We start from the raw sequence: 8,824 nt of genomic DNA, 5'->3' as shown, positions 1-8,824 counted from the left end.
ATCCTCGTGATGGACGAACCGACGACGCCGCTGTCGTCGCGCGAGACCGAGCACCTGTTCGGCCTGATCCGCCAGCTCCGCGAGGAAGGTCTCGCGATCATCTATTCGTGGCCTGCCGTGCGACCGCCGCACCGGTCGATGCCGCGCTATCGTATTAGGCGACACTGGAAAACATCAGGCAGCGCAAGCGCGCCGCCTGGTCACGCACCACGCTTCCCACCGTTACCGCGCGCCTGCAGCAGCTGCAGGCTCTCGTCGACACTCAGTTCGGACATCGCATCGTCGCGCAGCGTATCGTCGGCCGCGCGGTGCAACGCACGCAGCGCGTGCTCCTTGAGCCGCACGATCGCGAACTGCAACCCGCGTGCCGCGCATTCGGCCGCGAACGTGCGCAACGACTCGATCGTCGTGCCGTCGACGTCCGGCGTTTCCTCGAGACTCAGCATCACGACATGCGTATCGGGCGCGGCCTTCATCAGCGCGCGCACGCGATTGAGCATCCGGTCGGCGTTCGCGAAGAACAGCTGCGCCTCGGGCCGCACGATCAGCACACCGGGCACCGGCTTGGCATCGGCGTGATTCGCGACGTCGACGAAGTCGTGCCCGTCGCGCAGCCGGCCGAGCACGCTGACGTTCGGCTCCGACAACTTGCGCAGCGTCAGCAGCAGGTTCACGCCAATGGCCGCGAGCAGCCCGTGCAGCACGCCGAGCACGAGCACCGCGAGCAGCGCGGCGATCACGACGAGCCGATCGCGATGCCAGACCCAGTACGGCCGGAACACCGACGGGTGCAGCGAATGGCTGACCGCGAAGATCACGATCGCCGCGAGCACGGGCTCCGGCGTGCGAGCAAGCTGCGGCAGCAGCAGCCACACGATCAGCGCGACCACGCCGGCCGCCCACAGGCTCGACAAGCGCGATTGCGCGCCAGCCGCCTCATTCGCCGAAGTCGCCGAATAGCCAGCGCCGACCGGCATCCCGTGCAGCAGCCCCGACACGAGATTCGCGCAGCCGATCGCGACCAGATCGCGATTGGCCGACACGCTGTCGCCGTGCTTCAGCGCGAAGTTGCGGATCGATCCGTACGATTCCGCATACAGGATCAGCATCAGCGCGAAAGCGAGCTCGACCGTCTGCATCCATGCGTTGCGGTCGAGATGCGGCAGCCCGAACGCGAGGTGCTGGAAATCGATGTGTCCGACGATCGCGATCCCGTAGTGCTGCCAGTCGAGCACGTAGCCGGCCGCGATCGACAGCACGATCACGACGAGCGTGGCCGGCACGCGCTTGCTGCGCCCGAGCAGGAACAACAGCGCGAGCGCGGTCGCGCCGAGCGCGACGCTCGCGAGGTTCGCATGCGGAGCACCGGTGACGAGTTCGAGCGCGACGCGCGGCGCATCGCTGTGCTGCACGGAAATCGCAAGAATCTTCGGCAACTGCTTGATGACGATCGTCAGCGCCAGGCCGAACGTGAAGCCGCGCAGGACCGGACGCGCGACGAAATCCGACATGCCGCCGAGCCGCGCGACGCCCGCCAGGATGAACAGTACGCCGGTCATCGCGACGAGCGCGGCCGCCAGCGCGAGCTGCGCGGCAAGCGCCATCCCCGACTCGGCCAGCACGGTCGCGGCGAGCACCGCCGCCGACGATGACGTCGACGACACGATCGCAAAACGACTGCTGCCGGTCAGCGCATAGACGACGAGCCCCGACAGCAGCGCGATGAGACCGGCCTGCGGCGGCAGGTTGGCGAGACCCGCGTACGCGACCGCCTCTGGAATCAGCAGCCCGGCGATCGACAGGCCGGCCAGCGCATCGAGGCCGATGCGCTGCGTGGACGGCGGCGGTACTGCATCGAGTGCAGCGAAATGCTCGGGATGCTGCGGGCCGGCATCCGGACGGGTCTGGGCGGTCGTCATGAGGCGGTACGCGCCGGGCGCGTGTCAGGGTTTGACGGTGATGACACCCGACCAGCCGGGCAGATAACGCGCGTCCTGCTCGTGCGCACGGCGCAGCGAGATGTCGAGCGCCTTCGAGAAGTTCTTGCGGATCTGGTCGAGCGTCACGTGCTGGCGCAGGTAGTCGGCCCACAGAAATTCGCTGAACGGCGTCGCATCCTTCGCGTAGCCGCCGGCCGTGCGCAGCTCGCCCGCGAGGCTCCGGTACGGATCGTCCTCGAGCCCCGTCAGCACCTCCGGCAGATGCGCGTAGTCACGACGCGAGCCGTCCGCACCGAACGGATGCACCCACTGGTTGTGTTCCATCATCCGCCAGAAGATCGTGTCGTCGAGCCATGACAGATCCTTCAGCAGCATCGCGTTCACACGCGTCTCCTCCTCCTCGATCAGCGCGAGGCCGAGATGGTGATGATCGGTGATGTAGTACAGCCCGCCCGGGCCGAGGACGGCCGGAAACCAGTGCGATTCAATCGCGGCCTTGCGTGCGCGTTTGTCGAGCGCCTTCCAGTGCTTGCGCTTCGCTTTCACTTCGCGATAGCCGACCGTCATTTGTGTCGGACGCAGTGCGTCGAGCCGGACGGGAATCAGATGAACGTCGTTGCCGAGTGCCATGGTCGTACCCCATGTTGCGAATTTCCGGCAACGATACTCCTGATCGTGCGAGCCGTTAATACGTCGCGACCTCGATACGCTTGCGCTTGACCCTCTCTGACATCCGGCCGCGCTTGCGCGCGACGCGACGCTATGCGCGCAGGTCGTCGCGTTCGAGACGATGACGAACGTAAGGAATGCCGTCGTGAACGACGCTCACGCGCCGCATCCCGAGCTTGCGCGCGACGTTCAGCGAGCCCGTGTTCGCCTCCGCGATATCGGCGATCACGCGCGGCAGCCGCACGGTGTCGAACGCGTGACGCAGGACGGCCGCGGCGGCTTCGCACGCGATGCCGCGCCCCCACGCCGCGCGCACGAGTCGCCAGCCGATTTCGACGTCGCGCCCGCCGTCCGCATAGTCGGGAATCAGCAGGATCCAGCCGATGAACGCATCGGGCGCGGTCTTCTCGAAGATCGACCAGTAGCCGAGGCCCGACGGATAGCCGCGCGTGATCCGGTGCGTGACGAAGCGGCGATGTTCGTCCGGGTCGTGCCACGGGCCCGCGATGTACCGCGTGACCTCGGGATCGCGATCCATCTCGATGCTCGCGTCGAGGTCGGCCAGCACGCGCGGGCGCAGCCACAGCCGCCCGGCCTCCAGGACGGGCAACGCGGCAACGGATGGTTCGGTCATCGGGACTCCTGATTCGGTGGCGATGCGCATCGCACGCATTACATAACTGATACAAAAAGCCTTCCGGAATGATACAGACGCCAGTCGCTTGTCTCGCGCACGCTCATTTCCGTTTTCTCAACAGTTCATTTCATAGGGATTATTCCCGATTCGCGGTTATCGCGCCCCACATCGCACGGCGCCGCGGCCTACACTCGATCCATGCCCCCGCGCCGCGCGCAAGCCGGGCCGGCATCCGCCTGCAGATCGTGAGCGCGCAAGCCAACGAGGAGACCCGGACATGAGCTGGACCCGCGAACAACGCAACGTCACGATCGCCGCCTACCTGGGGTGGACGCTCGACGCGTTCGATTTCTTCCTGATGGTCTTCGTGCTGAAGGACATCGCCGCCGAATTCGCGTCGACGATCCCCGCCGTCGCGTTCGCACTCACGCTGACGCTCGCAATGCGCCCGATCGGCGCACTGATCTTCGGCCGGCTCGCCGATCGCTTCGGTCGCCGTCCGACGCTGATGATCAACATCGCATGCTATTCGCTGCTCGAACTCGCGTCGGGCTTCGCGCCGAGCCTCACCGCGCTGCTGGTGCTGCGCGCGCTGTTCGGCATCGCGATGGGCGGCGAATGGGGCGTCGGCTCCGCGCTAACGATGGAAACCGTGCCGACCCATGCGCGCGGCTTCGTGTCGGGCTTGCTGCAGGCCGGCTATCCGAGCGGCTACCTGCTCGCGTCCGTCGTGTTCGGCCTGCTCTACCAGTACATCGGCTGGCGCGGGATGTTCATGATCGGCGTGCTGCCCGCGCTGCTCGTGCTGTACGTGCGCACGCACGTGCCCGAATCGCCGGCCTGGAAGCAGATGGAAAAGCGTCCTCGGCCGAGCCTCGGCGCCACGCTGCAACAGAACTGGAAGCTCACGATCTACGCGATCGTGCTGATGACCGCGTTCAACTTCTTCTCGCACGGCACGCAGGATCTCTACCCGACCTTCCTGCGCGAACAGCATCACTTCGATCCGCACACCGTGTCGTGGATCACGATCGTGCTGAACATCGGTGCGATCGTCGGCGGCCTGTCGTTCGGCGCGATCTCGGAGCGCATCGGCCGCCGTCGCGCGATCTTCATCGCCGCGCTGATCGCGCTGCCGGTGCTGCCGCTGTGGGCGTTCTCGAGCGGCCCGGTCGCGCTCGCTGCCGGCGCGTTCCTGATGCAGATCTCGGTACAGGGTGCGTGGGGCGTGATCCCCGTCCACCTGAACGAGATCTCGCCCGACGAGATCCGCGCGACCTTCCCCGGCGTCGTCTACCAGCTCGGCAACCTGCTCGCGTCGGGCAACGCGACGATGCAGGCATCGCTCGCGGTTTCCCAGGGCAACAACTACAGTTTCGCGCTGGCGCTCGTGGCCGGCACCGTCGCCATCGTGATCGCCGTGCTGATCCTGTTCAGCCGCGAACGGCGCGGCATCGACATGACGCAATCGGTCAATACGCGTACCAGCGTCGGCTGAACCCGCGTATTGCCGCATCGCACCATCGCGCGTGCCCCGTCCCGCCGGGGCCGCGCGAAATACTTTCCGCATCCGCACATCGAACTAGAGGAATTTGTCCAGATTCCCCGCTTGCCCGCGCCGCCCGCGTTTTTTTATCTTAATAAAAACGACTGTTTGAATCAGATAATCAAATCACCTGTTCGCGGCCGGGCGACCGGCATTGGGAGGCGGGACATGGCAGTAAGTCAGGAGGGGCGACCGTCCGCGGGACGGCCGTCCGGGACGCGGTCATCCGGCAATCGGCAGACCGGCGGGACGAAGGCGCGCATTCTCGATGCGGCCGAGGACCTGTTCATCGAACATGGCTTCGAAGCGATGTCGATGCGGCAGATCACGTCGCGCGCGGCGGTGAACCTCGCCGCGGTCAACTACCACTTCGGCAGCAAGGAAGCGCTGATCCACGCGATGCTGTCGCGTCGGCTCGATCAGCTCAACCAGGAACGCCTCGGCATCCTCGACCGCTTCGATGCGCAGCTCGGTGCGCACATCACCTGCGAGCACGTGCTCGGCGCGATGTTCATTCCCGCGCTGAAGGCGTCGCGCGACCCCGAGCGCGGCGGCCCCGCGTTCCTCCGGCTGATCGGCCGCGCGTACACCGATCCGTCGCCGTTCGTCCGCAACTTCCTGACCGCGCACTATGCGAGCGTCGCCGGCCGCTTCTTCGACTCGTTCCAGCGCGCCCTGCCGCATCTGCCGCGCACGGAGCTCGGCTGGCGGCTGCATTTCGCGATCGGCGCGCTGTCCGGCGCGCTGGCCGGTGCCGAAACCGAAAGCCTGATCGACGAATTCTCGCAAGGCCGCACGATGAACGACGTGCAGATGATCGCGCGGCTGTCCTCGCTGATCGTCGCCGCGCTGAAGGCGCCGATGCCCGACAGCGCGCAGTTGTCGATCTTCGCGGCCGTGCTCGACGATGCCGGCGCGAGCGAAGCGTTCGGTCTGGCGTCGGGTACGACCGCGGCCGATACGGCGACGGCGCATCCGGCGAGCTGATCGCGCGAGGCCGCGCAGGCGGCGATTCCCGGATACAGGCGGCTCGGGCCGGCGGTGATACGCCGGTCCGGGCCGAACGAATGTCGTGCGGCGGGAGCCAAGGCTGGCTTGCGTTCGCCGACGAAAAACATGGGTACGAGTAAGCGATGAAGCGCTAGCTCTCACCGAACGCGAAGCATGGGGTGGGAGTAAGCGCCGAAACCCTAACCCTCACCGACCGCGAAGCATGGGGTGAGAGTAAGCACTAAAGCGCTAACTCTCACCGACCGCAAAGCATGGGGTGAGAGTAAGCGCTAAAGCGCTAACTCTCACCGACACGGAGACACATCATGTCATCATCCGCAGTAACCGAACCGGCCCAGCTCCCGCCGAACAGCGACGGCATCTGGTACGCATCGTACCCGCCCGGCGTGCCGCACGAGATCGACGTCACGCAATACGCATCGCTCGTGCAGTTCTTCGACGAATGCACGACACGCTTCGCCGAACGGGTCGCCTACGTGAGCGCAGGCGCATCGATGACCTACCGCACGCTCGCGCAGAAAGTCGATGCATTCGCGTCGTATCTGCAAAGCACCGGCGTGAAGCCGGGCGACCGCGTCGCGATCATGCTGCCGAACACGTTCCAGTACCCGGTCGCGCTGTTCGGCACGCTGAAGGCCGGCGCGATCGTCGTCAACGTCAACCCGCTCTATACTGCGCGCGAACTCGCGCACCAGTTGAAGGACAGCGGCGCGCAAACGATCGTCGTGTTCGAGAACTTCGCCCGCACGCTCCAGGACGCGCTACCCGAAACACAGGTGAAGAACATCGTCGTCACCGCGCTCGGCGACCTGCTCGCCGATGGTTTCAATGCAAAGGGACGCCTGATCAATTTCGTGCTGAAGCACGTGAAGAAGCTCGTGCCGGCCTACAGCCTGCCGCAGGCGATCCGGCTGCGCTCCGCGCTCGCGCTCGGCGCACGCGTCAAACCACAACCGGTGCAGATGACGCGCGACGATCTCGCATTCCTGCAATACACGGGCGGCACGACCGGTGTCGCGAAAGGCGCAATGCTCACGCACGGCAACCTGATCGCGAACCTGCTGCAGGCCAAGGCGTGGATCGCCGACCAGGTCTCGGGCGACGTCGAGACCGTACTGACGCCGCTGCCGCTCTATCACATCTATTCGCTGACGGTGAACGCGTTCATCTTCATGGGGCTCGGCGGGCGCAACATCCTGATCGCGAACCCGCGCGACATGAACATGGTGATGAAGATCATCCGCAACGAAACGTTCACCGGGATCACCGGGATCAACACGCTGTACAACGCGTTCCTCGACAACGAGGAATTCCGCAAGCGTGACTTCTCGAAGCTCAAGCTCGCGATGGCGGGCGGCATGGCGATGCAGCGCGCGGTCGCGGAGCGCTTTCAGCAGGTCACGGGCCGGCCGGTCGTCGAAGGCTACGGGCTCACCGAATGCTCGCCGATCGTCACGATGAATCCGGTGGACCTGAACGACATGGCCGCGTTCAGCGGCTCGATCGGCCTGCCCGCCCCGTCGACACTCGTGCGCTTTCGCCGCGAGGACGGCACCTGGGCCGCGGTCGGCGAGCCGGGCGAGCTGTGCGTGCACGGTCCACAGGTGATGCGCGGCTACTGGCAGCGGCCCGACGAGACCGCGAAGGTGATCGACGCCGACGGCTGGCTCGGCACGGGCGACATCGGCGTGATGGACGAGCGCGGCTTCATCCGCCTCATCGACCGCAAGAAGGACATGATCCTCGTCTCGGGCTTCAACGTATATCCGAACGAGATCGAGGAAGTGCTGGTCACGCATCCGGGCATCAGCGAAGCCGCTGCGATCGGCATCCCGGACGAAATACAGGGCGAACGGATCAAGGTCTTCGTCGTGCGCCGCGACCCGACGCTGACGGTCGACGACGTGCTCGCGCACTGCCGCAAGAACCTGACCGGCTACAAGATGCCGAAGTTCGTCGAGTTCCGCGACGCGCTGCCGCAGACGAACGTCGGCAAGATCCTGCGCCGCGCGCTACGCGACGAGGAACTCGCCAAGATCAAGGCGGCTAAGCAAGGCTGAACGATCCAACGCCCCCCGGAGACGCTGTCGATGAACGAAGGAACGAGGCACCGCACGCGGCACGCCGCCGCGGCAATCGCGTGCATGCTGTCGCTCGCGCAAGCCGGCCTGCATGCGCAGGAAACCGCCGATGCCGCGAGCGCGGTACAGGAGGCCGCACTGCCGGCGGACCTGGCGAAGGTCGCGCGAGAGCCGGTCGCGCAGCAGGCGCGCTGGCTGCGCACGGCCGCACAGCGCGGCACGCTCTCACAACTCGACGACGCGACGCTCACGGCGCTGTTCAAGGCACTCGATCCGCTCGCCGTACCGCTCTATATCCGCAATGGTCCTAACGGCTATCCGTCGTACCAGTTCACGATGGTGCGTCAGGAGCGCGTCAGCGGCAAATGGTCCGACACGCCCGACCGCATGCTCGTGAAGACGACCCGCGAGCCGTTGCGGGTTTATGCGAAATGGCTGCCGGGCGGCGCGCATGCGGGACAGGAAACGATCTACGACACGACACAGCGCAAGGACGAGATGTACGGCCATCTCGGCGGCCTGCTCGGCAAGATTCCGTTGTGGACGGCGCTCGACGGCGCACTCGCGCGCGCGCAGTCGAATCACCAGGTGAAGGATCTCGGCACCGAGTTCATCACGAACCTGTACCTGACCGAAGGAAAGAAATACCAGGAAGCCGGCGTGCAGCGGCCAACGCAGGTGGAAACGAAGACGATCGGCGGCGTGCGCGTCGTCGCGCTCACCTACGAGACGCCGACCGGCCGACCGCGGTTCTATGCGAAGAAGGAAATCCTCGGGCTCGACCTGCACGCGCCCTACTTCCGCACCGTCGAGTCCTATGACAACGACGGCAAGCTCTTCGAGCGAATCGTCATCGAGAAGATCGCGCCGGCGACGCTCGACGAATCCGCGTTCGACCCAAAGAACCCGGACTACGCGTTCTGATCGTCACCGGCGCCAC

7 protein-coding genes are annotated in these 8,824 nt (G+C 65.9%); 4 read left to right on the top strand and 3 right to left on the bottom strand.

Features of this window, described 5'->3' with window-relative positions; genetic code table 11:
- Positions 1-200 precede the first annotated feature (200 nt).
- The 3 genes from DIE23_RS31500 to DIE23_RS31490 all read right to left on the bottom strand — a co-directional run bounded on the left by DIE23_RS31500 (position 201) and on the right by DIE23_RS31490 (position 3,243).
- Positions 201-1,919, bottom strand: a complete 1,719-nt coding sequence (locus DIE23_RS31500) for a SulP family inorganic anion transporter (protein ID WP_124615764.1) — start codon at positions 1,917-1,919, stop codon at positions 201-203.
- 24 nt (positions 1,920-1,943) lie between these two features.
- Positions 1,944-2,570, bottom strand: a complete 627-nt coding sequence (locus tag DIE23_RS31495; protein WP_124615762.1) for a ParB-like protein — start codon at positions 2,568-2,570, stop codon at positions 1,944-1,946.
- 130 nt (positions 2,571-2,700) lie between these two features.
- Positions 2,701-3,243, bottom strand: coding sequence for a GNAT family N-acetyltransferase (locus tag DIE23_RS31490; protein WP_124615760.1), 543 nt, complete (start codon positions 3,241-3,243; stop codon positions 2,701-2,703).
- 280 nt (positions 3,244-3,523) lie between these two features.
- On the opposite strand from DIE23_RS31490, the gene DIE23_RS31485 reads away from it, so the two are divergent.
- The 4 genes from DIE23_RS31485 (at position 3,524) to DIE23_RS31470 (ending at position 8,808) form a co-directional block, all read left to right on the top strand.
- The gene (locus DIE23_RS31485) at positions 3,524-4,744 is read left to right on the top strand and encodes an MFS transporter (RefSeq protein ID WP_124615758.1); all 1,221 of its coding nucleotides are present in this window, start codon (positions 3,524-3,526) and stop codon (positions 4,742-4,744) included.
- A gap of 216 nt (positions 4,745-4,960) precedes the next feature.
- Positions 4,961-5,779 (top strand): TetR/AcrR family transcriptional regulator, encoded by an 819-nt coding sequence (locus DIE23_RS31480; RefSeq protein ID WP_124615756.1) that lies wholly within the window; start codon positions 4,961-4,963, stop codon positions 5,777-5,779.
- Positions 5,780-6,108: 329 nt separating this feature from the next.
- Positions 6,109-7,863 (top strand): AMP-binding protein, encoded by a 1,755-nt coding sequence (locus tag DIE23_RS31475; protein ID WP_124615754.1) that lies wholly within the window; start codon positions 6,109-6,111, stop codon positions 7,861-7,863.
- Between the two features lie 30 nt (positions 7,864-7,893).
- Positions 7,894-8,808 carry a DUF1571 domain-containing protein gene (locus tag DIE23_RS31470; protein WP_124615752.1) on the top strand — a complete coding sequence of 305 codons (915 nt, stop codon included), beginning with the start codon at positions 7,894-7,896 and terminating at the stop codon, positions 8,806-8,808.
- Positions 8,809-8,824: the final 16 nt, after the last annotated feature.

Source organism: Burkholderia sp. Bp9143 (assembly GCF_003853645.1).
Taxonomy (GTDB): domain Bacteria; phylum Pseudomonadota; class Gammaproteobacteria; order Burkholderiales; family Burkholderiaceae; genus Burkholderia.
Note: the sequence above shows the minus strand (reverse complement) of the source record. Positions and strands in the feature narration are given on the sequence as shown.